The 21,540-nt window shown below is 45.5% G+C and carries 23 protein-coding genes; 18 read left to right on the forward strand and 5 right to left on the reverse strand.

Going from position 1 to position 21,540, the window contains the following annotated elements; all coding sequences use genetic code 11:
- Window positions 1-316: 316 nt before the first annotated feature.
- The 3 genes from L4D79_RS08255 to L4D79_RS08265 are packed head-to-tail and all read right to left on the reverse strand — an operon-like array spanning window position 317 to window position 3,740.
- The gene (locus L4D79_RS08255) at window positions 317-1,021 is read right to left on the reverse strand and encodes a DUF1028 domain-containing protein (protein WP_428649826.1); all 705 of its coding nucleotides are present in this window, start codon (window positions 1,019-1,021) and stop codon (window positions 317-319) included.
- 23 nt (window positions 1,022-1,044) lie between these two features.
- Window positions 1,045-2,436, reverse strand: a complete 1,392-nt coding sequence (locus L4D79_RS08260) for a YfcC family protein (protein WP_428649828.1) — start codon at window positions 2,434-2,436, stop codon at window positions 1,045-1,047.
- A gap of 44 nt (window positions 2,437-2,480) precedes the next feature.
- Window positions 2,481-3,740 carry a M20 family metallo-hydrolase gene (locus tag L4D79_RS08265; RefSeq protein ID WP_428649830.1) on the reverse strand — a complete coding sequence of 420 codons (1,260 nt, stop codon included), beginning with the start codon at window positions 3,738-3,740 and terminating at the stop codon, window positions 2,481-2,483.
- A 232-nt stretch (window positions 3,741-3,972) separates the two neighbouring features.
- On the opposite strand from L4D79_RS08265, the gene L4D79_RS08270 reads away from it, so the two are divergent.
- Window positions 3,973-4,716, forward strand: a complete 744-nt coding sequence (locus L4D79_RS08270) for a FadR/GntR family transcriptional regulator (RefSeq protein WP_428649833.1) — start codon at window positions 3,973-3,975, stop codon at window positions 4,714-4,716.
- A 219-nt stretch (window positions 4,717-4,935) separates the two neighbouring features.
- Here the strand turns inward: L4D79_RS08270 and L4D79_RS08275 are convergent, their stop codons facing one another.
- Window positions 4,936-5,703 carry a sulfite exporter TauE/SafE family protein gene (locus L4D79_RS08275; protein WP_428649835.1) on the reverse strand — a complete coding sequence of 256 codons (768 nt, stop codon included), beginning with the start codon at window positions 5,701-5,703 and terminating at the stop codon, window positions 4,936-4,938.
- A gap of 358 nt (window positions 5,704-6,061) precedes the next feature.
- On the opposite strand from L4D79_RS08275, the gene L4D79_RS08280 reads away from it, so the two are divergent.
- The 14 genes from L4D79_RS08280 to L4D79_RS08345 all read left to right on the forward strand — a co-directional run bounded on the left by L4D79_RS08280 (window position 6,062) and on the right by L4D79_RS08345 (window position 18,928).
- Window positions 6,062-6,955, forward strand: coding sequence for an N-acetylneuraminate lyase (locus L4D79_RS08280; protein ID WP_428649838.1), 894 nt, complete (start codon window positions 6,062-6,064; stop codon window positions 6,953-6,955).
- Window positions 6,949-7,860 (forward strand): ROK family protein, encoded by a 912-nt coding sequence (locus L4D79_RS08285; RefSeq protein ID WP_428649841.1) that lies wholly within the window; start codon window positions 6,949-6,951, stop codon window positions 7,858-7,860. The genes L4D79_RS08280 and L4D79_RS08285 overlap by 7 nt, the downstream gene beginning before the upstream one ends.
- Window positions 7,860-9,089 carry an enolase C-terminal domain-like protein gene (locus L4D79_RS08290; RefSeq protein ID WP_428649844.1) on the forward strand — a complete coding sequence of 410 codons (1,230 nt, stop codon included), beginning with the start codon at window positions 7,860-7,862 and terminating at the stop codon, window positions 9,087-9,089. Before L4D79_RS08285 ends, L4D79_RS08290 begins: the two co-directional genes overlap by 1 nt.
- Window positions 9,090-9,162: 73 nt before the next feature.
- Complete coding sequence (locus L4D79_RS08295; RefSeq protein ID WP_428649847.1) at window positions 9,163-10,083, forward strand: NAD(P)-dependent oxidoreductase; 921 nt, start codon at window positions 9,163-9,165, stop codon at window positions 10,081-10,083.
- 47 nt (window positions 10,084-10,130) lie between these two features.
- Window positions 10,131-11,096, forward strand: a complete 966-nt coding sequence (locus L4D79_RS08300; protein WP_428649850.1) for a sialic acid TRAP transporter substrate-binding protein SiaP — start codon at window positions 10,131-10,133, stop codon at window positions 11,094-11,096.
- A gap of 54 nt (window positions 11,097-11,150) precedes the next feature.
- Entirely contained in the window at window positions 11,151-11,672 is a 522-nt protein-coding gene (locus tag L4D79_RS08305; protein WP_428649852.1) for a TRAP transporter small permease, read from the forward strand.
- Window positions 11,673-11,680: 8 nt separating this feature from the next.
- Window positions 11,681-12,946 carry a TRAP transporter large permease gene (locus L4D79_RS08310; protein ID WP_428649855.1) on the forward strand — a complete coding sequence of 422 codons (1,266 nt, stop codon included), beginning with the start codon at window positions 11,681-11,683 and terminating at the stop codon, window positions 12,944-12,946.
- A 50-nt stretch (window positions 12,947-12,996) separates the two neighbouring features.
- Window positions 12,997-13,473 (forward strand): NanQ anomerase/TabA/YiaL family protein, encoded by a 477-nt coding sequence (locus L4D79_RS08315; RefSeq protein ID WP_428649858.1) that lies wholly within the window; start codon window positions 12,997-12,999, stop codon window positions 13,471-13,473.
- Window positions 13,470-14,387 (forward strand): dihydrodipicolinate synthase family protein, encoded by a 918-nt coding sequence (locus L4D79_RS08320; protein ID WP_428649862.1) that lies wholly within the window; start codon window positions 13,470-13,472, stop codon window positions 14,385-14,387. The genes L4D79_RS08315 and L4D79_RS08320 overlap by 4 nt, the downstream gene beginning before the upstream one ends.
- Window positions 14,388-14,439: 52 nt before the next feature.
- Entirely contained in the window at window positions 14,440-15,144 is a 705-nt protein-coding gene (locus L4D79_RS08325) for an FCD domain-containing protein (RefSeq protein ID WP_428649864.1), read from the forward strand.
- Window positions 15,145-15,525: 381 nt separating this feature from the next.
- A complete protein-coding gene (locus L4D79_RS08330; RefSeq protein WP_428649866.1) occupies window positions 15,526-16,185 on the forward strand; it encodes a hypothetical protein in 660 nt (219 codons plus the stop codon).
- A 159-nt stretch (window positions 16,186-16,344) separates the two neighbouring features.
- Entirely contained in the window at window positions 16,345-16,725 is a 381-nt protein-coding gene (locus L4D79_RS08335; RefSeq protein ID WP_428649868.1) for a hypothetical protein, read from the forward strand.
- A 138-nt stretch (window positions 16,726-16,863) separates the two neighbouring features.
- Complete coding sequence (locus tag L4D79_RS08340; RefSeq protein ID WP_428649871.1) at window positions 16,864-17,847, forward strand: DUF4238 domain-containing protein; 984 nt, start codon at window positions 16,864-16,866, stop codon at window positions 17,845-17,847.
- A 559-nt stretch (window positions 17,848-18,406) separates the two neighbouring features.
- Complete coding sequence (locus L4D79_RS08345) at window positions 18,407-18,928, forward strand: GIY-YIG nuclease family protein (RefSeq protein ID WP_428649874.1); 522 nt, start codon at window positions 18,407-18,409, stop codon at window positions 18,926-18,928.
- A gap of 153 nt (window positions 18,929-19,081) precedes the next feature.
- On the opposite strand, the gene L4D79_RS29920 is transcribed toward L4D79_RS08345, so the two are convergent.
- The gene (locus L4D79_RS29920) at window positions 19,082-19,492 is read right to left on the reverse strand and encodes a DUF3653 domain-containing protein (RefSeq protein WP_489685940.1); all 411 of its coding nucleotides are present in this window, start codon (window positions 19,490-19,492) and stop codon (window positions 19,082-19,084) included.
- 73 nt (window positions 19,493-19,565) lie between these two features.
- Here L4D79_RS29920 and L4D79_RS08350 point away from each other — a divergent pair, with 73 nt between their 5' ends.
- The 3 genes from L4D79_RS08350 to L4D79_RS08360 all read left to right on the forward strand — a co-directional run bounded on the left by L4D79_RS08350 (window position 19,566) and on the right by L4D79_RS08360 (window position 21,353).
- Complete coding sequence (locus L4D79_RS08350; RefSeq protein ID WP_428649877.1) at window positions 19,566-19,805, forward strand: hypothetical protein; 240 nt, start codon at window positions 19,566-19,568, stop codon at window positions 19,803-19,805.
- Window positions 19,798-20,286: a hypothetical protein gene (locus L4D79_RS08355; RefSeq protein WP_428649880.1), complete on the forward strand. Its 489-nt coding sequence runs from the start codon at window positions 19,798-19,800 to the stop codon at window positions 20,284-20,286. The genes L4D79_RS08350 and L4D79_RS08355 overlap by 8 nt, the downstream gene beginning before the upstream one ends.
- A gap of 446 nt (window positions 20,287-20,732) precedes the next feature.
- A complete protein-coding gene (locus L4D79_RS08360) occupies window positions 20,733-21,353 on the forward strand; it encodes a DUF2971 domain-containing protein (RefSeq protein WP_428649882.1) in 621 nt (206 codons plus the stop codon).
- Window positions 21,354-21,540 lie beyond the last annotated feature (187 nt).

A 21,540-nucleotide genomic window follows, 5' to 3' on the forward strand; every position in this document is an offset into this window, starting at 1 on the left:
TAATAATTATCTGAGCAAATATACATACATGTATATATCTTGGCATAAAAATACCACCGAGACATTTACCAAATATAAGATAATATCGACACATATCAAGTGAATACTGAATTCTTTATTTAAATTAAGGAATAAAATCTAAATTTATCATTTCATTAATATTAATTATGGCTCCTTAACTAAGTTCGCAACAGAGCCTTCGCCGGATTCTAACAGCCAAGCATTATCAATACTTTTCAAATGGAGGCCGATAAAGACAACATAAAAAAAAGAGCCTGCAAATGCAGGCTCTTTTTTTATCCATTGAGGGAAATGATCACATCGTAGGTAATTGGCTCAAGAACGACTGGAAGCCTTCACCTCTCACATGGCCCAGCACCTTTCGCATATCCGCAATTAAGCTGTCATCAGACCAATCGACCCGAATATCAATCGGTGCTTGGCACATGCTCTCAACACGAAGCGAAGCAGAGTACGTTCCCCGCTTATCACCCCCACTTGCCAATGCGGCTTCCAGTGCAGTGATCAACACCTCGGGTAATGACTGCTCATAGTCTTGGTAATAGCTTGGTACTGCATTGTGCTGCAACACCTGATCAGGGTTGGTACATACCGCATGAATAAAGCTTTCTGAAAAACCATGCAGTACGCTCTCGCTTTCCAACATATTGCCAGCGACCGCAATATGCGGAAACGTAACTGAACCAATAACCGGAATATTCTCGTCGCCGTGAATAAATGCGGCAGAGCCATGGCGGTCCATCACCATACACTGGCGCTGATCATATCCGGCATCTTCACTTTTAAGCCGCTCGATAACCTCTTCGCTATCATTGCCTTCAGCCAAAAGCTGTTTCGCTTTATCTGCATACCATGGGTTAGTAAACAACCCTTGGGTGGCACATGCTCCTAACCCACGCCAGCTGTGGTTAACATAACCGCCGACAGACACACCGCCAGTTGCCGTTATAGAGGCAGAGGTTCCTGTCTTGGGGTTAAAGTGAATAAGTGAAATCGTCATAGATTCTCAGTCTGTAAAACCCATTAATAACCGACTAGTTGGCCGATGAAGAGTGCAACCCAACATAGTGCGTAAACCAGCACCATGAATGGCAAAATCGCCTTCAGCCATTGCTCATAAGACACACGGCCTAGAGCCAGCATCGCAAGCGTACCGCCTGACGTTGGAACAATAAGGTTTGTCAGGCCATCACCGACTTGGAACGCCGTGATCATCAGCTGGCGGCTCATGCCCACCAAATCAGCCACGGGTACGAGGATCGGCATGGTCACCATCGCCTGGCCTGAACCAGATGGAACAAACAGGTTAATAACGCCCTGAACCACACTGGCAACAATGGCCGAAACAGCAATCGGCATATCTTGAATCAACGAGCTTAGTGCATTAACAATAGTGTCGATGATCTGAGCTTGGTCCAAAATCACCTGAATAGAGGCAGCGACACCGATAACCAGCGCACCCGCCGTCACCCCTGAAGCGCCTTCCATCATCTGCTTCACGATACCGTTAGCACCTAGCCCGTTAACCATACCAATTGCTATCGCCATCAGTAGGAATAGACCAGCAATTTCATTGATATACCAACCGTTCGCAAACACACCGTATAGCATGATGCCAAGGCCTGCCAAGAAAACACCAAGGGTGGCTTTGTCTTTACCGCCAAGCTGATATTCAGAAAGATCTTTCGTTAGCCCTTCAGTCCCCTCAGGCTCTTTAAAGTCCATTTTGGTCACTTTGGCGCAAATGAAATAAGCCAGCAGGGCAAGCGATGTAACGACCATCAAGGTACGTAGCCATGCACCGGAGAACGTTGGCAGCTCTGCAATCCCCTGTGCAACACCGACGGTGTAAGGGTTGATTGGTGACAGGGCAAAACCAATGCCGATCCCACCGACAGCCATTACCGTTCCGACAAGGGATGAGTAACCCACCGCCGCTGAAATCAATACAGCTACCGGCACTAAGGCAATATTGTTTTCAAAACCGACTGCGACACCGAAGAAACCATAAATAAAGGTACCTACCGTGATGATAACATTGCGATTTTTGACACCGACTTTATTTACTGCCACACCGATGGCATTTTCAAGTGCACCGGTTTTTTGCAGAATGTGGAACAAGCCACCAGCAATAAAGACGATAAACAGGTAGGGCGCAGCACTGATCAAGCCTTTGGGAATAGAAACAAAAATATCGAAAAAGTGGACCGCTGGCGTATCAGTTAAATAAGTAAAAGACTCGGGTATTACTGTCGTGCGACCATTGGCCACCACGCGCTCAAATTCACCCGCAGGCACTACGAATGTCAGCACATAAGTCGCGACCAGTATCATAAAAATAAGCACCATAGGATCTGGCATATTCTTATACCAAGGCCGCTTCCCCTCTGAAGCCATCTTCTCTGTCATATCCATATTTTTTCTCCGTCGTACCTGATATTTAAAACCTGTAACCGTTCCTAGCTACAGCGGCTATCGCCTTTGAGCAATAGACAAAATTGCTGAAGCACATCCAATGCTGATAACAAATCAGCTTGAGTGATGGCCTCATCCGGATGATGGCTCACACCATTCTTACAGCGCATAAACAGCATGGCAATATCGGTGAGGTGTGTTACTGCCAGTCCGTCATGCCCCGCCCCACTAAATAGGTGCATTGGCTCGATGCCCGCCAACGAGGTTGCATTCGACAGCATCGATGACAAACCCTCAGAACAAATCACGGCCGCCTGTTCGTAAATCAGTTTATGCTCATAGCCAAGATCATAGTCAGCCATGATCTGCCCAATTTGCTCGAGCAACTTTTCACGGGCTTCAAGCCGTGAAGTGTCATTAGGAGAGCGCAGCTCGATAGTAATGTTCGTTTGCTGCGGGATCACATTGACCCCGTTCGGGAAGTTTTCAATTTTTCCAACCACGCCCACTAGGTCATCCTGCCCTTTGCAGAGCTGATCGAAGTAATGAATAACCTGTGCCGCACCAACCAAGGCATCTTGGCGCATGTTCATCGGCACGGTACCGGCATGACCCGCCTTGCCTCTAATCGACAAGGTATGGCGCTCAATACCCGTGATGGCGCTGACAATACCGACAGGTAATCCCGCTTGTTCAAGCTGTGGGCCTTGTTCGATATGCAGTTCGACGAACCCCAGCACCTCATCAGATTGGTAGGCATCGTTTTCAATGAGTTCAGGCTGGCAGCCAAATTGCGCCAATGCCTCACGCATAGTGATGCCTTGTGCATCAGCCGCATCCAGCATGGCAGGCTCGAATGTGCCGGAAATCGCTTTTGACCCCAGTAAGGTAGACTGGAACCGCGTGCCTTCTTCGTCACTGAAAGCAATGACATCGATGTGGTAGGGAAAAGTAATCTTGTTCTGGTTGAAATAATGAACCAGTGCAAGAGGAGCAATCACACCAAGGATCCCGTCATATTTTCCGCCATTGGGAACCGTGTCTTGGTGCGATCCGAAGATCAGCGTCTGGGCATTTGGCTCCTTGCTTGGGTAACGCCCAATCAAGTTTGCCGCATTATCCATTCTTACTTGCATGCCGGCAGCCAGCATCCATTGGCGTAATTTGTCATTCGCTTGGCCATGCTCTTTCGAAGCACATAACCGCGTCACCCCATCTGTATCTGGGTGGGATGTTTGCGAACAACGTGCTATTTCCTCCAGCCATTCCCACGTCAGGCTGGCAGACTCCTTTAGTCCCGTCATATCTAAATCGTTCTATTTTTGCTCATAGCTGGACGTAATTTATCATGATAAATATCAAAATAAAGCTATTTATCATGATAAATAGGAATTATGAGACACAGGTGTTAACCTTCAAACCTGACTTTCTTACCTCCCAATTGACGAGAAAAGAAGGTGACAAGTCGCGCAATATTGGTAAGAATCAGCCGCTAACAGCAAGTAAATAAAGCATTAATAGCACTTCGAGGTAATCGTGACAGGCAGCGCAAAAGGCAGACGAACGCAACAACTTGCTGAGTCAATCAAGACATGGATTGTCGAAGAAAATTTGAAGCCCGGAGATCGGCTTCCCAACGAACAGCAAGTCATGGAGCTATTTGATGCGTCGAAAAGTACCGTGCGTGAGAGTATGCGGATTTTGGACGCTCAAGGGATTTTAGCGACCAAAACAGGCCCCAAAGGCGGCGCTTTTGTCGCTGAAATGGGCGAAAGCAAGGCGCAGTCTCTGCTAAGCAATTACCTTTTCTTTAAAGATGTTTCTATTTCCGATCTGTATCAGATCCGTCAATCGCTCGAACCAGATGTCGCCGCCTCATTAGCAGGAAAACTATCAGAAGATCAGCTACATCGTCTTGAAATACAAATCGAAAAATACTGCACACCGCCCGCTGATATCTATCAGGAGCAAGAGCACCATGTCGCCTCGATTGAGTTTCACAGTCTGCTTGCCAGTTATTCGAGCAATGAACTATTAAAGTTCATTGTCCGCTTTACGGCGCAAATGCTCACAGAGCTCACCATCTATAAAAAACTGTATGAACCCGAAAACCACCAGCTGTGGTTAACCGGGGTACAGAGCCAGAAACAGCTGGTTGAAGCTCTGCGAAGTGGAAATGCCGAGCAAGCCAAACAGGTTATGTCCCAGCATATGCAAACCGCCCACCAGCTGATGAAAATGCAGGAAGTGGAAGTGGCCAATCAGTTTTTGCAGGAATAATTAGGCTGCTAGCTTCTCGATCAAAAAGTCGATTAACACCCTTACCCGCTTAGCCTTTTGTGTATTTTGGTAAAAAGCAAAAAAGCACCTTTCGAGGTGCTTTTTAATTAACGCATTAAAATAAGATAGTTTATAAACCAAAGTATAAAAGCAGTAATAGCTAGCACTGGAAACACATAGCCCAGCTCAAGATTAAGTAACTTTTTCATCATCCAGATATCATAGCATAACTTGCTCTGCCGCAGACCAGAGCAGCCTCAGCGCCAAAAAGGTCAGCATTATACGCAGAGCAATTTGAAACTTTTCATTGGATACCCGCTCAAGCAGCGCCTGACCTGCCATCGTGCCGAAAAAGCCGGTGAGGATCATCAGCACAATCAGGCCCAGCCAGTCGGCAAAAGCAAAACCCAGCCCGCCGAACACAACCGCCTTAATCAAATGCTGTGCCGACATCAAGGCCGACATGGTGCCGACGAGTTTTTGTTTATCCGAAATAATATGCCGCATAGAGGCAATGACAAATGGGCCTGTGGCCCCGACAAACATAGTTAAAAATGACGTCAGAGCACCCAGCACTGTCAGGCTTTTCTTGCCTTTCAGGGCCGCAGTAATAGGCACCCAGCAACTAAGGAGAATAAAGCCACCCAATATAAACTGCAGATAAGCCGGCTCTAGCGAAACCGCGATATTACCGCCAATCAAAGCCCCGATGACCGTACCGACAACAAACCACATCACCAAGTGCTTATCGACAAACCTTCGCATCAACAGTAATCGCCCACCATTACTGCCAAGTTGCACCACGGCATGAACCGGAATAATGGCTGCTGCAGGCATAAAGCTCGCCATCACTGCGATTAACAGCGCGCCCCCACCCGCTCCCATCAATGCCGTGACCGCCGACGTCACAAAGCTCAGAGAGATCAAGATGGCAAATTGTATGTCTGTCAGTACTGCGGGTTTAAGCCACTCGAAAATCTGCTCCATCAGCCAGCCACTATTCCTTTGATTTGATGGCTTATTTTAAGGCTTTGCTTAAAAAACATTAAACAGAGTGATCACAGACTTCCAACAATCCGTCATAAAGATGAAGTAAACATAAACCGCCAAGCAATACCCAAAAAAACCAAGACGTCCCCAAGAATCCCCAAAAAAATAGGCTTCAATCATGTTTTGCGCGCGATAAATGTAACTTTTTGCACTAAATGCGCATTTTTACCCACGCATATCTCAACGTGGCTGTAAGTTATGCTCACAAATCATGCACTGAGAGATCAATCACAGAAGGTATACTGGTATAACAGGATACTTGCTCCACCAGAAAAATAAGGAACAAGTACCCAAAATGAACTTCTCAGGCCTATATGCAGCAACCCTAACACCTTTCAATGCTGACGAATCTATCAATAATCAAGATTTGCTATCACTGATCCAATTCAACTGTAAAAGCGGTTTAGACGGACTATACGTTGGCGGATCGACTGCTGAGGCATTTTTATGCTCCACCGAAGAGCGTATCGCAACCCTCGCATTGACGGCAGAAGCCGCAGGTGCAGCCGAAACCGCAGAAAAGAAAGTCAAACTGATCGCGCATGTTGGTGATATCTCAACTCAAAAGAGTGAAACCATTGCCCGAGCAGCAGGTGCAATGCCTTACGATGCGATTTCTGCAGTAACGCCTTTCTACTACCCTGTTGCGTTCAATGAACTCAAAAAACACTACACCGACATCATCCAAGCGGCAGGCAAGCCAATGGTGGTGTACAACTTCCCAGCTTTTGCGGGCATGAACTTGTCTGGTGAGCAAATCAGCGAGCTACTGAACATTGAAGGTGTTGTCGCGCTGAAGCAAACGTCGGCCAACCTGTACCAGATGGAGCAAGTAACCCGGGCAAACCCTGATAAAACGGTATTTAACGGCTTCGATGAAATTTTGGCTTCGGGCCTTATCGCAGGCGCTCAAGGTGGGATCGGCTCAACCTATAATATCCAGGCTGAGCGTATCATCGCGATTCAAAATGCCATTACTAACAATGACGCCGCCAAAGCAACAGAACTGCAGCGCGAAGCCAATATCGTTATTGATACATTAGTTGGCGCAGGCGTGATCCCAGGGCTGAAATACGTACTAATGCGCAAAGGCATCATTGCCAATGAATACTGCCGCCGCCCACTCAACGTCGTGACTGATGAAAACAAAGCCAAGCTAGACCAGCTGATTGAGGCCGGACTATGCTAATTGGCCTAGATATTGGTGGTACAAAGATCGAGGGCGTCAGCCTCGATCCTACCAGCTATGAACTGCTGGAAAAGATCCGAACACCAACACCTAAGCAAGGTTACAGCGCTTTTCTCGATGCCGTGATCACGACGATTGAAAAATTGAGTGAAACGCAAGCCCCTAGCTCAATCGGTATCGGTTGCTGCGGCTCGCTACACAAGACTACAGGCCTGATGCAGGGATCAAACATCCTTTATCTTAATGAGCAGGATTTCATTGGTGATCTACGCCGCCACTTCGATCTTCCGATTGAAATTGGCAATGATGCCGACTGCCTTGCGATCTCCGAATTCAAAACGGGTGCCGCTAAAGAGGCTGAGAACTCCTGTATTGCCGTCATTATCGGCACCGGCTGTGGCTCGGGTGTTATCGTGAACGGCAACATCGTCAATGGCCGCAATAACCTTGGTGGTGAAATTGGCCACAACCCGCTACCGGGCTTCAATGCCGAGCAAGATGGCGAAAGCACCGAGTGCTACTGCGGCTCAACCAACTGTATTGAATCGTTCTGCTCCGGTACCGGCTTTGAGCGTACTTATGCCCTCAAACACCCGTCCCTATCAGCCAAGGCCATTTTCGAACGGGCTAAGCAAGGTGACCAAGCCGCTCAAGCTCATATCGAGTTATATGCAGATCAACTTGCACGCGCGCTGGGCAGTATCGTCAATGTTATCGACCCTGAAGTTATTGTGCTGGGTGGCGGCATGTCTAACCAAGACAGCATCTACCCGCTGGTTCAGCAAAAGCTTAGCGCCAATACCTTCAGCAAATCAGTATCAACGCCAGTGGTTAAAGCCGTTCACGGTGACTCCAGCGGAGTGCGAGGCGCCGCCTTCCTACCGTTACTGAAAGGAGCCCTGTAATGGCTAAGATTGTAAATGTACGCCCGGTACTGCTGAGCGCACCCTACGGTTTCGACGGTTGTGCAGAAAATGCCCTTCACCTTCCGCACGGGCTGCGCAACTGCTCGATGGTCGAAATCACACTTGATAACGGTGTAAAAGGACTCGGTGAAGGATACCTCGGCGTATTCGCCCCGCATGTATTTACCAGCATCGTTGATTTGATTGCTAATGCCATCACAGGCGATGACATTGGCAACGGTATTACCAAGACAATCGCTAAAGCACAAAACGTAACGGCCTATTGGTCACTGCAAGGAGCCGCTCAACATGCGATCTCTGCGGTTGAAATCGCACTGGTTGATGCCCTTGCTAGAAGCCGAGAAATCCCGGCGGTTGAATTGTTCGGTGGCAAAAAAGTGGATTCCATCGCCATGTATGGCTCTGGTGGCGACTCACTGACACCGGAGGCAATGGCGACAGAGCTGAGCCAGCTCGCCAAGCGCGGTATCAAAACCATCAAGATCCGCGCCCGTCATAACCAAGTGGATAAGACCGTCTGGACCATCAATGCCGCCAAGCAACATGGTATCGGTGTCGCGGTCGATATGACCCAAAACCTGGCCGTCGAAGGACAAACTGCCGAGCAGGTACTGGCTTTCTGCACCGAGGTTAAAGCCAAAACCGGTGAGTCATTGGTGTTTGTCGAAGAGTGCCTTGGGTTAGATAAACTGGAGCAACTCCCGACATTAGCCATTAACAACAACCTTACTGTCGCCGGCGGGGAAATTGTCACCACCAAAGAAGAGCTGTTTGAGCGACTCAACAAAGGCTACTACAACGTTATCCAGCCAGATGCATCGGTACTTGGCGGGATCAGCGAAACCATTGCCGTCTGCCAAGCGGCGCAGAAAACGGGCGTAAATCCGGTCGTGCATTCATGGGGTGGACCCATTGCGATGATGGCCAACTACGTCGCGGCATTCGCAACCGGCTGCAATTTGATTGAATACCCAATGCCACACTTTGCCCTGCGCCATGCCATGTGCGACTTGGAAGGACGGATCAAAGACGGGCACTTTCACCTCGGCGACGACATCGGTTTAGGCGTTACCTTAACGCCGGAAATTGAACAGGCGTTCCCACTCTCAGAGCAAGCGGTTTACCACTGTTTTCCTCTCGAAGAGGGACTCAAACAACTAGAGCTAAGCCATCAGAACTGGCAGTTGCCACAAACAATAAATCGCTAATAACTAACTAATAAATAAAACAAACCGCCCAGTATCGGGCAATAAATTTCATTACATAATCTTGATAACGACGATGAACATATACATTCACCCAGTACTCAACACCGACGAGGCCAACTACCTCCGTCAACAGTTGCCCGATCACCTGAACTGCATCTTCAACGATGGTTCGAACGATTTTGCCAAGGCCAAGCAGGCTGAGATTGCTATCGGTAACTTTAATACTGACTGGATCGGCGATATGGCGCAGCTTCATACCCTATTGCTAGATTCGGTCGGCATCGACAACTTTAACGGTTACCAATGGCCAGCCGATCGCGACATCACAGTCTGTAACCTCGCGGGATTTTTCTCGGGGCCTGTGGCTGAAGAGATCCTTGCTGGGATATTGGCGAGCTACCGCCAGCTTCCTGCGCTTAACAAAGCCAAGGAAAGCAAGCTGTGGGCCAAAGACGATATCCGCTTTACCAAGCGTTTAGTTTCCGAAGCCCGCGTATTGATGCTCGGCTACGGCAGCATCGGGCAACAAGCCGCCCAGTTGCTGTCAGCCTTCGGCGCTACCGTCACCACCTTTGATAACGCAGACATGGAGCAACAAGGCAAGCAAGGGCTCATCACGGCAGCGAGCCAGTGTGACATCTTGATTTCGACCATTCCGGCTACCACCGACACTGAAAACCTCATTGATGCCGATGTTTTCAATGCCCTGCCTAACGATGCGTTGTTTGCCAATGTCGGTCGCGGCCAAGTAGTCAACGAAGAGGACTTGCTGCACAAAGCCCAGCAGCACCCAGCCTTCACGGCGTGGCTTGATGTCACCAAACAAGAGCCGCTCCCAGCGTCTTCCTCGCTTTGGGAGGCCGATAATATTTACCTGACCCAGCATACCGGAGGTGGCTCGGCGACTGAAAACCTCAAGAAAATTGATGTTTACATTAGCCAGATCCATCGGTTGTTAGCACAACAACCACTGCACAACACAGTGAACTTCTAAACCCTACACAACGATAAAAATACGACTCTGAAGATAAGGACATAATAATGAAAAAGCTATTCACCCTAAGCATGATCGCCTCTACCCTATTCGCGGCACAAGCCTCTGCATCATTGCAACTAAAGGTGGGTTTCAATGAGGCTTACAACAGCCCTATCTACCACGGAATGGTGAAAACAGCCGAAGAGCTAAAAAACATTTCTGGTGGTGAAATGACCCTTCGCCTTTACGAAGGTGGCCAGCTGGGTAATGTTCATGAAATGCTTGAGCAGGTGTCATTGGGTGAGCTGGATATGTCTATGCAGGTATTCGGTGGCTATGCCCAGTACCTACCACGCTTGGGCGCACTCGAAACCCCTTACCTAGTCCGCGATTACGCACACCTGAACGCCATCTTCGATAGCAGCTGGGGCATGGATGCACGTAACGAGCTTGAAACCGTTTTCAACCTAAAGCCAATCGATAGCTGGTTCTTTGGTGTTCGCCAAACGTCCTCGAATAAGCCAATCAACAGCATGCAAGATATGCGCGGGATGAAACTGCGTACCCCGAATGCCAAAGCACTGATCAACTACGCGAAGGGTGTGGGCGCTATCCCATCACCAATCGCCTATGCCGAGGTTTACCTTGCCCTACAGACCAATGCAGTAGATGGACAGGAAAACCCAATCTCTTCTATCGAAGCGATGAAGTTCTACGAGGTACAACCTTACCTCGCGATGACCAACCACGTTGTTCAGGATCAGGCGATTTCTATCTCGGCAGAGCGCTGGTCTAGCCTAAGCAAGCAAGAGCAAGAATGGTTGATGGCCGCACTTAAAGCCGGCGGCGAAGAAGCCGAGAAGCGTATCATTGAAAACACCGAAGCTGATTTGGTCACGTTCAAAGAAGCCGGTGTCACCGTTACCCACCCAGACCTGGGTGACTTCCGTACCGCAATGAAGCCTTACTACGCAGAGCTGGATAAAGAGTTCGGCGAAGGCTTCACCCAAACACTGATGACAATCAAATAACACCAATAACAGTGGCAAGGGCTCAGCCTTTGCCACTCAATACGGTAACGGAACATGAAAAAGTTTATCCAAAAGATGGAGCTGTGTGAGAAGTACCTGTCAGTGGCCTTGTTCATTGCCATGCTACTTGTCCTTACGGTTCAAATCGTCAGCCGCTACTTCTTCTCATTTGCCATCCCATGGACAGAAGAGCTTTCCCGCTGGCTATATATCTACATTGTCTTTATCGGTGCCAGCGAAGCGGTGTCACGCCGTGACCATATCGCCATTGATATCGTGCCTAACCGACTAGGCCCTAAAACAAACTACCTGCTTGATATCGTCATCCACCTTGTGTTTGCCGCAACGGCAGCCGTCATCGTCTACCGCGGCTACCTGTTTGGCCTGCGTATGGACCGATTAGGCTCCATCACCATGGATGTCCAAATGTCATGGCTGTACATGGCCGTCCCAATCGGCTTTACCCTCGTTGGTATTAAGTCACTGCTAAATGTATGTACATCGAGCGCAGCACTATTCGGTCTGATGACCGAGAAAAAGCAGCTCCCACCTCTGATGAAAGTTACGGATAAATAGGTCAGGTTATGTTTGGAATTTTTGCTAGCTGGGGCACACTGCTTGCCGTTGGTATGCCCGTTGCGTTCACCCTGTATGTCGTCTCGATTGGCTACCTGCTACTCAACACCGGTATCGCCCTGTCACCACAAAAGATCATCTCGGGACTTAACTCCTTCCCGCTGCTGGCCGTGCCTTTCTTCATTTTCAGCGGACTTTTGATGAACTCTGCCGGTATCACCGACAAGATGTTCCATTTTGCCCGTAACCTCACCGGCCACTTCACCGGCTCGCTCGGCCATGTGAACATTCTTGCCAGCTTGCTGTTTTCCGGTATGTCGGGCTCTGCCCATGCCGATGCCGGCGGCCTTGGCCAGCTTGAAATCAAAGCGATGCGCGATGAGGGCTATGATGATGGCTTCTCTGGTGCGATCACCGCAGCATCAAGTGTTATCGGCCCGCTAATGCCGCCAAGTATCCCTATGGTGATCTACGGCGTGATGTCTGGCGCATCGGTCGGCGCACTGTTCCTGGCCGGCGTCGTCCCTGCCCTACTATGTAGTGTCGCGCTGATGGTGATGGTGTACGTCATTGCCAAGAAGAAGAACTACAGCGTTTACCCACGCGCTTCAATGCGTGAGATCTGCTCGTCATTCAAAGATGCCTCACTGGCGCTACTGACGCCGGTCATCATTATCGGCGGGATCTTCTCAGGTATCGTGACACCGACAGAAGCCGCCGTCGTGGCGTCTCTGTACGCCATGTTCCTTGGTTTCTTCGTCTACAAAAAACTGACGGTGAAAAAGCTGATTGAGCTTATCCACGAAACCGTCAACACCTCTGCGGTTATCGGCTTCTTGATTGGTGGGGTGAGCCTGTTCGGTTTCCTTATTATCAAAGAAGATATCCCGATGAAAGCCGCTGAACTGTTCTTGCAGGTCACCGACTCGCCTATCGTCTTCTTGCTGATGGTGTCGGTCATGCTGTTCATCCTTGGCGCATTCATTGAAACCCTGGCACTGCTACTGATCCTTATCCCTATCCTGCTACCGATTACGGTTCAGCTAGGTATTGATCCCGTGCACTTCGGGGTGGTCGTGGTGCTTAACATGATGCTTGGCATCCTAACGCCACCGATGGGGGTCTCGCTCTTCGTGGTGTCCAAGGTCGGTAATATTCCGTATGAAACACTGGCAAGGTCAGTCATCGTATTCCTTATCCCGCTGATTGCGGTACTGCTGGCCATTATCTTCTTCCCACAACTGGTGCTATTCCTACCGCAGATGCTGCTCTAGGCCACTAACATACAACTCAGGATGGCAGCAGCAATGCTGCCATATTCAAAATGATCATCACAACAACCCACGCTCACCACATTGCGCCCCAGTCTCCGCGCTTGGCACAAATCATCGAACAGGTCATGGCAGATAACCCTGCCGACTTACCAACCGGCATCACCCATATCGACAGTGACAAGCTGTTTGTTAATCGCATTTCAGCCCACACAAAAAGCTATACCGATAGCTTGTCCGAAGTGCACCACGAATATATCGATGTGCATGTGGTACTCAGCGGCAGCGAAGGCTACGCTGCACCGTTGGTACCCACCACAGCTGATAGCTTAGCCGCTTACGACGCCGAAAATGATGCCGCCCTGTGCCAGCACATCGCCGATGAGCAACACTTTATCCTAGAGCCTAACCAGTGTGCCGTGTTCTTCCCTGGCGAATGGCACCGGCCTTTGCTGGATCACTCAGGCACAGATGCACAAACGCAGCAAGTTGAAAAAATCGTTATCAAGATTAAGGCAGACAGTTTATGAAAATAGCAGGAAACTGGGCGACACTGCTGTTGCCTCTGAACGATGAAGCGATCAACAACGAAGCCATCGACTTTGACCGCCTTGCTGCCCAGATTGACTATTACATCGAGGCTAGGGTTGACGGTATTTATTCCAACGGTACCGCAGGGGAGTTCTACACCCAGTCGGAACAAGAGTTCGAGCAAATAAGCCAGTTACTGGCAGAGAAGTGCCATCAGGCCGGTATGCCGTTTCAGATTGGTGCATCCCATTGCCACCCCAATGATGCGGTTGCCAGAGCGCAGTTTGCAGCCAGCCTAAAGCCCACAGCCATTCAGGTGATCCTGCCCAACTGGTTTCCTTGCAACACCGAAACATCGCTGACATTCTTAAAGAAAGTTGAATCAGTCTGTAACGGTGTGCCCCTGATCCTGTACAATCCCCCCCACGCCAAGGTCAGTCTTTCTGCACAGCAGCTCAAGACCTTGTTTGACAAGGTGGAAACGCTCGTTGGCTTCAAGCTACCAAGAATAACCGAAGAGATTGCCGCGACAGAATTGGCACAGGAAGCATCCATTTTCGTTGCAGGACATTTTCTTGCAACTGATGCGTATAAAGGTGCTTTGGGGGCCTATTCTAATGTTTGCTGCCTAGGCCCTAAAGCCACGCAGGCCTGGACCCAAGATTGCCTTGCCTTGGCCCCAGAAGCACTCGAGGTTGAGGGCCGGATACAGCAATTTATGCGTGATGAGATTGCGCCACTGATTGAGGTCGAGGGATACTGCAATGCAGCCGCAGACAAGTTCATGGCGTCGCTGGGAGAATGGAGCGGTATCAGCGCGGAAATGCGCTTCCCTTTCAAGGGGATCCCGGCACAATACCGAGCAAGAGTTCAAGCAGCTCAGAGAGAGCTAATTCCTGATTTTACTAAGTAATTTTTGCATTATACTATGAGCGATATAGCGCCCATAGGGAAAAGGAAAGGTTATGTCGATTCCTAATACCTCAGTATTAAAACCACTTAAAAAGGTCAAGCTGTCAGACTTTGTCACGGAAGAGATAGAGCGCCTGATCTTGGATAACACGTTCAAAGAAGGCGATGCCCTTCCCTCTGAGCGTGAGTTAATGGCCGCATTCAACGTCGGCCGCCCGTCGGTGCGTGAAGCATTGCAAAATCTTGCCCAGCGCGGCTTGGTTGAAATCAAAAGCGGCGAGAAAACGCGGGTGACCAAGCCTTGCGCCAAGACCATCTTGAGCGGGCTGTCGGGCATTGCTATCGGCCTGCTGGCGCAAGACAAAGAGAAGATGCAGTTCGAACACCTCAGACAGCTGTTCGAAATCGCCATTATCCGCGAAGCCGCCAAAGTACGTACCGAAGAAGACGTCGAGAAACTCTCCGTCGCGCTAGAGAACAACTTGGCGCAGGTCGAGAACTACGACCGCTTCATTGAAACGGATATCGCCTTCCACCTGACCATTATCGATATCCTCAACAACCCAATGTTGGCATCGATCTATGAGTCGCTGATCCAATGGCTGATCCGCTCGCGCAACCCAGACACTTTTGCCGAGTTGCACCAGATCAGCTGCGAGCATCATGTCCGCATTTTCGAAGCAATCAAAGCCGGCGATCCTGACCGCGCCGAAGACGAAATGCGCCATCACCTTGATAACGTGATGAACAACAGTTAACGTCAATCTGGTAGAACAGTTGATAATAAAAATGCCGACGTTAGTCGGCATTTTTGTATCTGTTATCTACAATTTCATAGCCAATATCTACAAAAAAGCCTCTACCACACTTCCCTGTTTTTTGACCTAAATCGCCTTCTTGATAAGTAACTAATTTTCAAGGCGATAATGTATAGTTTTGCCTTCATTGATATGCAAAAATATGAGCATTAATGTGTTATGTGGCTGAGTGGGTAGAAATAGTGAGCTTAGTTAGTCGTTTAACATAACAACTATAATTTCTACCGGATAGCAGTGGATATGCGAAACAAGATCGCAAAATAATATGTTAGGTTTATTCGTTAGTCCTCATTGGAATTAAGTAATTGTAGAGGTTAAGTAGTGGAAATAGAACATATTGGTATTCAGCGTAAAAGACTAGAAAAACACTATCAATTTGCATTGAACGATAAAGATGAAGTTAGTTTCTTAGATCTAGCCCATGTACTTAGGGTGTGGGTAGACATGAAAAAAGATGTCGATTTTCATGCAAACAAGAAAGCGTTGAGCTTTAAGTTTAAAAACTACAAAACGACCAAAAAAGTCAAGAATGTATTAAAAGGTAGTAAATATACTTTCTTACCGTTAGCAAGCGGGGTAGATAGCCCTGATGTTCAAGTTAAAGCAGTACAAATCATAGATCGAGCTTTGACGGCGGATGAAGTGAAAGCATTATTTGAAGCAGGTCCTCCGATCGCTCATTCTACAAAGTTAACATTTAGTGAATGGCTAGCTTCTGGAGTATATGAGGTTCCCGCAAATTCTTCAGACCATCAAACGATTAGAATTTCACGTGAAATGTTGATAAAGCGTGTTGCGAATATGCTAGGTGCTAGTCACCCAGCAGGGACTGAAGTCTCTGATGATATTGAAAATAAATTTGACTCATATGTCTTAGAACTACATAACCTTCAAGTTTCAAATGGCTACCCCGCCACCTATTATCAACTTTTAGAAATAGCCAAGGATATTTTGGATGAGACAATTGGCCTAGTCGATTAAAAACTAGCAAAAACATCAAGGTGACGCGTTACACTCGGCGGTTTTGGTATGGAGTCCGGTGCGCTTGGAGAGTTTATTGTAGCGCACCTTATGTTCGGCGCTATGCCGTTTTGGCTCAAGCGTATATGAAATTAAATTTTAAGTAAGAGAGGTATCAATATGATTATTGGAAATAAGTTGCACTTGGAGTTTGAATTTAAAGTTGCAGATGAAGAACGAGAAGAAATCCTAGAAAATGTTGTTAAAGATCTCATCGAAGTAAATGTTGGCTCATTTAATGAGCGAATGGCGCGAGTAAGTACTCAATATGATATGCGTGCGGAAGTTTTAACTGATACGTTCGAAGTTAAGGAAGTTGCAATTAACTTTGATAATGATGTTGGTGTTGCAAGTGTCGAATATGATTGGGATGCTTATTACGGCTGTAAAGATATGTGCGGTGGAGATCGTATAGAGGATGATTGGTCGTTTGAAATACGCAATAACACTATTGTATTTGATTTGAATTTGCCTGAAGACAACCGATTTGATGAGATTTAATTTTAATCATTATCAGTATTGATTAAACCGGCATAACAAAGGCATCAAGGTGACTTGTTACATTCGGCAGTTTTTGTATGGAGTTTTTGGTTAGTCGTGATCACCTTATGCCCGGCGTTATATGCCTATTGGGGAGCTATGGATAAAGTAACTAAAAACACACCTAAGAAGCAGCATTACGTCCCTCAGTTTCTATTAAGAAATTTTTCTATTGAAGGAAAAGAACAACTTTTTACATATGATAAACAAAGAGAAATTTGTTTTTCTGCATCAATCAGAGATAGTGCAAGTGAAAATGGGTTTTATAACATTACGCGCTCAGGTGATAAGCTAACTTTTGAGCATAAGCTATCGAAACTTGAAACAATTTCCAGTGATGTAATTACGAAAATATGTGATCAAGAAACGGTAGAGTTCCTAACAGATGACGAGCATCAAATACTATGTATCTTTGCGGCTAGCTTACTAATACGAGTAAAAAGACAGCGCGAATTTGTGTCACAGTTAAATTCAACTATAGTCGATTTTGTTAGAAGGTTCGGTTTTGAACCAAACGAAATAGAAAACTTTGATGAATTAAATTGTGAACAGCTTGATGCCCAGCATGTAGGTTTTTTAAGTACCGAAATTTTGAATATAGCAAACAAATTTGGAGACAAAGCGGTAGGTTTACTTAAGGCTCCAGATAATCATTCTTTTATCATCGCTGATAATCCAGTAGTTATGTTTTGTCACAAACCTAATAGATTTATGTCGAAAGGTGTTTCGGTACTGGGTGTAGAGATATATCTCCCTATTTCTAAACAGCTTTGCTTGTCCTTTTTATGTATGGATTTTTATCACGAACTTGTTGAGAAGCTAGAGTTTATCGACGCTAATCAAAATAATTTTCCAGAGTTAAAGGAGATAAATGTTAATTATGCTACTAAGTTGGTTAGCTCAATTCAAAGTGGTAAAGCAGAAGTAATTGATGATTCCAGTCTGAATTTTATAAATTCAATTCAGATTGTAGACTCATTTGCGTATATTTATAGTGACAATAATAACTTTGACCAAGTTAAACAAATAATTAATAAAAATCCGTCAATTAAGTCGGGAAATGTCGTGAAAATTGGCATTTAACAAGGCAATCAAGGCGATGCGTTACACTCGGCGGCTTTGGTATAGAGTCCATTACGTTTGGTGAGTTTATCGTGGCGCATTTTATGTTAAGCATTATAAATCCAAGCAAACGATTAGGTTCTGCATGAGTGTTGTTACAGTGTAGCGGTTTTGATTTGATGCCCCGTCTAGTAATACGGGGTGAAAGTCTATAGCGAGTGACATGCTCAATATGACCGTTTAACTTGCTCTTTGGAAGTGCTTCTAAGGTCTTTATGTTAGTTCTACGGTCAGGTCACTATCGGTAATGCATTGCTTTATCCCATGAGTATTCAATCAGATGATTATCCATTTTTCTTGTCCGGTATGCGATCAAATCGATTACTAAAGATCTGGTTCTTTGGTTGATTTAATCAATAGTGAAGGGCTTGCCACGCGATGTACTAATTTATGATATCTATGATGCTGGAGCGGTACTCATAGCTTATTACTTTATCAATACTCTAGTCATTTGCTTCGATCCGAGTCGATTGATAAAGTAAGCCAAAAGCATACAACGCATATCACGGGATGTATATCAATGCACGATGAATTTTTATCCAATTATCAATACCGAGATTACACAGTAGACGCCGTTATGGATGAAACGCTCCGTAATATTGATTCAAGAGAAAACTGGATCTACATAGGAGTCGACACTGAGAAAAGGGGCAGAGCGAAAATTGGTATGACTACCAATGGTCTTGAAACACGAGGTCGTTGTGCCTCGAACCCAGATTATCTCATCTGCTATGCTTTTAAACTAAAGGCAAATGTTAAGAAAGAGAAAGTCAAAGAGATTGAAGGTTACATTAAATCTAATGTTGAAAATCGTGGGTTTAAAGCTATAAAACATCGTAGTACTAATAACAAATCAGAATGGTTTTTTATATCACCACAAGAATTAAGAGAAATAATCAGGCAAATCCTAATAGATATTTTCATGTTCGATGTTGACGGTCACTATGACTTTGACAGAGAAGAATATATCTTGAATATATTCGAAAATCGAACTGGTGAACCTTTATCATGCGTAGATTACACACCAAAATTCCATAAGTAACTGTATTGAAACATAAAATTTACCATGCCGTGTAATTTATTAGATTACTTTCCTCAGCAGTTTAATATCTTTTGTTTAGGAATTCGTAACAAAGGTTTGTCCAAGAGTAAGTTTTGTACGATATAGCCCTCTTTAATCTAGAGGGCCATTGATTCACTTTACTAACCTTGCAACTTTAATAATTGTACTGATTGCTTTTCTATCGGGTTCTGCTCCTATCTCAATCAATGCGTTTCCTGTAATGATCCTAGTTGGTGTCAGTGACCAATCGTTCGGTGTCAGTAATAGACCTTTTTGAATTCTCCATCCTCGCCATTCTTCACTCAGTGGATCCAAATCAAGGCCACAATACATACGCATTAATCTTCGACACTCTGGCGGTATCGGTTTTCCTTCATCCCACCGCGTGACTGTCCTCACACTTTTAAAACATAATTCTGCTGTCTGTTCGATGCTCAATCCGCATTTAAAAAATCGAAAAATGTAGTTTTCACTTAGTTCATGATGTTTAGGCATTGAACGCTTTCCCTGTAAAGAAAACATACTAAACCATTGATTTATCATTAAATTTGCTTTTGAACATAACACAGCATAATGTGCTCCTTGAAATAGGAGTGGCTACTGGAGTGTTACTCGTATGGCGACTGAAGAAAATATGGATTTTTCATGGATAGCTAGTGTGTTAGAGCAACTTAATGCCCTGCATGAGAAGGCACCTCTTGTCGTTAATACATGTATATTGATGATATGTGCAACACCGCTAGTTGCTGTTTCAGCATTACCATTAACAGCTTTAAGAAAAAGTCAAAATTCAGAAATTATTGCAGCTTACAATACATCATTAAGGAAAAATCAAGAGAGGAATCAAGATGTTTAATCAACTGTTTCCAATGATTATTGTTTTTGGTGGTTCTTGTGCATATTTGCTTCTTTGGAATGAATCACTTAAGAGAAGAAAACTATTACAGATAGAAGTTCTAAATATTTTAAATGATGATTCATACTCTCAATTATTAAAAAGAAAAGTCACACGAAGATTTTTAAATTCCGGAAAGCATTTTTATATTACCCAACTTTTATATCATACTTTTATTGGATACCTGAAAGTTAAGATATTCGGCTCAAATAAAAAAAGAAAGAGTATACCTCAACTGAATGAGACTGAGAATAAGATTGATTCAGATATATTTGCTAAGTGTACGATTGTAAATTTAATCTTATCTCCAGTACAGGTGGTTTTAGCAATGTTAATTGCTTTTACTCTTATGCAATTACACAAACTTTGTGGAAGAAAGGTAGACGAAGGCAAGTACTCTATCTTTACAGCAATCAAAAATCAGATTGATTCTCACATTTAGTTTAAGTACCCCGTATAGTAATGCGGGGTGAAAGTTTATAGCGTCTGACAAATCTAATTTAACCGTAGAACTTGCTCTTTGGAGGTGCTTCTAAAGTCTTCAAGTTAGTTCTATGGTCATTAGTATCGCCACGTCCTCACAACAATTCATGGCAGTTATGACTCAAGTTTTAACTCAACAATGCCCCATTATTCGTGTTAGAGAAAAAGATCATTCATGTCATGTGTGTGCGATTTTACTTGCGGAAACTCACCCGAAGAACATGCGTTATTCGTACCTAGTCAAACAAATGATATCTAAAGCTAGCGTTAGTAATTGTTACGCATATATGCAATAGATGGAAAATGATCACATGCCTAGACACAGTAATGGGTTAGTATCATATAATTCGTGAAAGAACCGCATATATGGCGTGAATCACGTGCAAATTTATACTAGGAGCGATGATGAAGCTATATCACTTTATGCTAAAGCAGTATGCGATTGAAAACCTCCAAAAGTCTCGGCTGAAAATAGCCACATTGAACTGCATGAATGATCCGTATGAGTTTTATCTTAGTCTTGATGGAGCGACCGAAGAGCGTAAAAAGCAAATAAAGAACCATTTTGATAATGTGATGGGTTTTCTTTGTTTTACCAAAAAGCTGGGTGACCCACTACAGTGGGCTCATTATGCTGGTAACCACAGTGGTATTTGCTTTGAGTTCAATATTCCATCAAGTTACCTCAACAAAATTAAGTATATGAAGTCACCTCGTCACATATCTGCGTGCAGCCCTCGCTGGGAGGATGAGTTGATAGAAGCAACCAAAAGTAAGTTCAAGGGGTGGCGATATGAAAGGGAATACCGTTTAGCTATCAATCTAAAAGAAGAAGGTGTCGTGAAGGAGGACAAATTATTCTTTATGCCATTCACTAAAGGTGTCTTAGTCCCTACTAAAGCCTATCTTGGTATGAGATGTGAACTAACCTCGGAAGAAGAAAAGGTGTTCGTAGACAATGGAATTGATGTAATAAAAATGACTCAACACGCAAAGACGTATTCCATTATTCCTGAGTTAAGTTAAGTGTGACGATGCCCTCTACAACCTAGAGGGCTTTTAATTTACTTAACTAACCTAGCGACTCTGACAATTGTACTAATTACTTTTCTATCAGATTCTGCTCCTATCTCTATCAAGGCATTGCCTGTGATGATCCTACTTGGGGTTAGCGACCATTGATTAGGTGTCATCAATAATCCTTTTTGTATTC

This window comes from Photobacterium satsumensis (assembly GCF_050336935.1).
Lineage (GTDB): Bacteria > Pseudomonadota > Gammaproteobacteria > Enterobacterales > Vibrionaceae > Photobacterium > Photobacterium satsumensis.

Coding starts and splice junctions, on each gene's coding strand:
- L4D79_RS08345 (WP_428649874.1), top strand. CDS start 18,407: ATGCACGATGAATTTTTATCCAATTATCAATACCGAGATTACACAGTA.
- L4D79_RS08260 (WP_428649828.1), bottom strand. CDS start 2,436: ATGGATATGACAGAGAAGATGGCTTCAGAGGGGAAGCGGCCTTGGTAT.
- L4D79_RS08350 (WP_428649877.1), top strand. CDS start 19,566: ATGGCGACTGAAGAAAATATGGATTTTTCATGGATAGCTAGTGTGTTA.
- L4D79_RS08295 (WP_428649847.1), top strand. CDS start 9,163: ATGAACATATACATTCACCCAGTACTCAACACCGACGAGGCCAACTAC.
- L4D79_RS08360 (WP_428649882.1), top strand. CDS start 20,733: ATGAAGCTATATCACTTTATGCTAAAGCAGTATGCGATTGAAAACCTC.
- L4D79_RS08335 (WP_428649868.1), top strand. CDS start 16,345: ATGATTATTGGAAATAAGTTGCACTTGGAGTTTGAATTTAAAGTTGCA.
- L4D79_RS08265 (WP_428649830.1), bottom strand. CDS start 3,740: ATGACGGGACTAAAGGAGTCTGCCAGCCTGACGTGGGAATGGCTGGAG.
- L4D79_RS08275 (WP_428649835.1), bottom strand. CDS start 5,703: ATGGAGCAGATTTTCGAGTGGCTTAAACCCGCAGTACTGACAGACATA.
- L4D79_RS08310 (WP_428649855.1), top strand. CDS start 11,681: ATGTTTGGAATTTTTGCTAGCTGGGGCACACTGCTTGCCGTTGGTATG.
- L4D79_RS08325 (WP_428649864.1), top strand. CDS start 14,440: ATGTCGATTCCTAATACCTCAGTATTAAAACCACTTAAAAAGGTCAAG.
- L4D79_RS08315 (WP_428649858.1), top strand. CDS start 12,997: ATGATCATCACAACAACCCACGCTCACCACATTGCGCCCCAGTCTCCG.
- L4D79_RS08320 (WP_428649862.1), top strand. CDS start 13,470: ATGAAAATAGCAGGAAACTGGGCGACACTGCTGTTGCCTCTGAACGAT.
- L4D79_RS08290 (WP_428649844.1), top strand. CDS start 7,860: ATGGCTAAGATTGTAAATGTACGCCCGGTACTGCTGAGCGCACCCTAC.
- L4D79_RS08300 (WP_428649850.1), top strand. CDS start 10,131: ATGAAAAAGCTATTCACCCTAAGCATGATCGCCTCTACCCTATTCGCG.
- L4D79_RS08280 (WP_428649838.1), top strand. CDS start 6,062: ATGAACTTCTCAGGCCTATATGCAGCAACCCTAACACCTTTCAATGCT.
- L4D79_RS29920 (WP_489685940.1), bottom strand. CDS start 19,492: ATGATAAATCAATGGTTTAGTATGTTTTCTTTACAGGGAAAGCGTTCA.
- L4D79_RS08285 (WP_428649841.1), top strand. CDS start 6,949: ATGCTAATTGGCCTAGATATTGGTGGTACAAAGATCGAGGGCGTCAGC.
- L4D79_RS08305 (WP_428649852.1), top strand. CDS start 11,151: ATGAAAAAGTTTATCCAAAAGATGGAGCTGTGTGAGAAGTACCTGTCA.
- L4D79_RS08340 (WP_428649871.1), top strand. CDS start 16,864: ATGGATAAAGTAACTAAAAACACACCTAAGAAGCAGCATTACGTCCCT.
- L4D79_RS08255 (WP_428649826.1), bottom strand. CDS start 1,021: ATGACGATTTCACTTATTCACTTTAACCCCAAGACAGGAACCTCTGCC.
- L4D79_RS08355 (WP_428649880.1), top strand. CDS start 19,798: ATGTTTAATCAACTGTTTCCAATGATTATTGTTTTTGGTGGTTCTTGT.